3 protein-coding genes are annotated in these 2050 nt (G+C 45.5%); all 3 read right to left on the bottom strand.

All coding sequences use genetic code 11. The features are described from left to right. The coding region (locus tag GXO74_11110) for a hypothetical protein (protein NOZ62222.1) at positions 1 to 182 on the bottom strand (182 nt) is incomplete at its 3' end. Between the two features lie 175 nt (positions 183 to 357). After that, entirely contained in the window at positions 358 to 1473 is a 1116-nt protein-coding gene (locus tag GXO74_11105) for a hypothetical protein (GenBank protein NOZ62221.1), read from the bottom strand. Positions 1474 to 1657: 184 nt separating this feature from the next. Next, the coding region (locus GXO74_11100; GenBank protein ID NOZ62220.1) for a sugar phosphate isomerase/epimerase at positions 1658 to 2050 on the bottom strand (393 nt) is incomplete at its 5' end.

Genomic DNA, 2050 nt, shown 5'->3' with positions numbered 1-2050 from the left:
CCAGGCGTGCCGGCGATATGAAATAGATGATAAACATCACCATGTTTAAAAATGCAAAAATCCTTCAGATAAAATCCTTTTGGCGCGTAGCCGTGTTTCAGCCAGTCTTCTTGATGGAATTGTTGTTCGCGCACTGCCTCGCGATAACATTTTTCGTCTAAGTTTTCAATCTCAAAGCTCATAAAGCGAACCTCTTTTTTGCTGCTGAACTGCAAAAGGAGCCAATTTTCTCAACAGAACATCCCCCTAAATCCCCCTTCAAAGGGGGACTTCCTAATTCCCCCCTTTGAAGGGGGGTAAGGGGGGATGTGCAAATTTAACCTACTTAAATAAACTATTCTTTTTTATCAAAAAATCTTACTCTCCCCCTCCGTGCTCTCTGCGTCTCCGTGGCAAATCCTGTCTCAACTCACTCGCTCGATCAAAAATTTCTTCTTTGCTCAGACCTGCCGCCTCATACATGGCAAAAATATTTTCCAGCGGCGTCTCCGGCGGCACGGTATGCGATGCGGATAAAATGTAACCGCCTCCGTCTTCGGTCATTTTTTCAATCAGATTTTTCGTTTCCCGAAAAACTGTCTCCGCTGTGGCGCGAGGCAAAAGTTCAACCGTATCCACGCCGCCCATGAAACTAATGTATTTTCCAAACTCGCGCTTGAGTTCGATGGGATCCATTCCCGGACAATTCGCCTGAATCGGATTCAGCACGTCCATTCCCATTTCAATTAAATCGGGGATAATTTCCCGAATTGCTCCACACGCATGATATGCCACATAAAAATTGTGCTTTTTGCCAACGTCAAAAATCTTCTTCAGCCTGGGTTTCAGAAATTGGCGCCAGATTTTTGGGTTCATGATTAAATCAAACTGTCCGCCGACATCATCGCCGGTCCAGAACCAGTCCATTGGAAAACGCTGGCACGCAGCTTCTCCCAATTCAACGGCAAAACGAGTCGCCTCGTCATAAATTTTCTCCACAGAATTATCGATATCCGCCAAATCCATGATTGCCTCTTCCATCCCGCGCAGGCGGCACATCAGCTCGAACAGGCAAGGAGAAATATCACAGCCGATAAAATATTCGTCTTGCAACGGCAAAATTGCATTCATATTTTCCAGAAGTTGATCAATTTTCGAGAACGGAAATTTGTAATTTTTTAGTTCCTCTTTCGGCGCATTTTCCAGCGGAGACTTGGAAATTTGATTGAAAGGTCCCTGTTTGACCCAGTCAATTCCCCAATCATCAGAATGACCTTCACCGTCTCGCTCGTGCACGATGCCTTCCATGGCGTGATTATTTGCCACCCATGCCTGACGCACATCATCGCCCAGAGCCACGCCGAGCAAATTTTTCGGCAAATCCAATTCCGCCGCCAGCCTCTCCGCTGTAATGGGATGAAACCACATGAAAATCGGCACCCGATCCGTTTTTTGACGCCGCAAAGCAGCATACACGCGCTCTTTTGAAGTCATGATTTCTTTCTCCGGCAATAATAAATCGATAAACCTTGAGTGTCTCAAAAGCTTTTTGAAACCACAGAGCCCGCAAAGTAGGCGCAAAGAGCACAAAGAATATCGCATTAAAAACTAATGAGCTAAAAAGCCTGAGTGGGCCTCGTGATTTTAATTTTTTGACTTTAATATAGCAAGGTGTTTCTCAAATTAGCCACTTCTCTCGCACAAAATTGACGCTGCGCCTGATGATTTCTTCCTCTTTTTTGAGAGAATCCAATTCATTCGCTTCTTTTTCAACCGGAATTTCCAGAATCAAGCGATCCAGTTTGGTTCTCGACACAATGATATCAAAAATTCGATCCAGATCGATGACGCCGTCTCCGATGACACAGCCACTAACTTTGAAACCATAATTTGTCATCTCCAGCGCATAATCTTTGAAATGAGTAGTCACGGCAAAAGGCGCCATTTTGTCCGCTGCAAAAACCGGATCTTCCAGCACTGCCAGCGGATTCCCCACATCGAGGCAAATGCCGATATACGGACTTTCCAGTCGCCCGATCAACCCAACTAATTCATCTCCGGTCACATCGCC

It is taken from the genome of Calditrichota bacterium, assembly GCA_013152715.1.
GTDB lineage: Bacteria > Zhuqueibacterota > Zhuqueibacteria > Thermofontimicrobiales > Thermofontimicrobiaceae > 4484-87.
Note: the sequence above shows the minus strand (reverse complement) of the source record. Positions and strands in the feature narration are given on the sequence as shown.

What these genes read in the sequence shown, in the direction of transcription:
- GXO74_11105 (NOZ62221.1), bottom strand. Translation starts at nt 1,473, where the DNA reads ATGACTTCAAAAGAGCGCGTGTATGCTGCTTTGCGGCGTCAAAAAACG.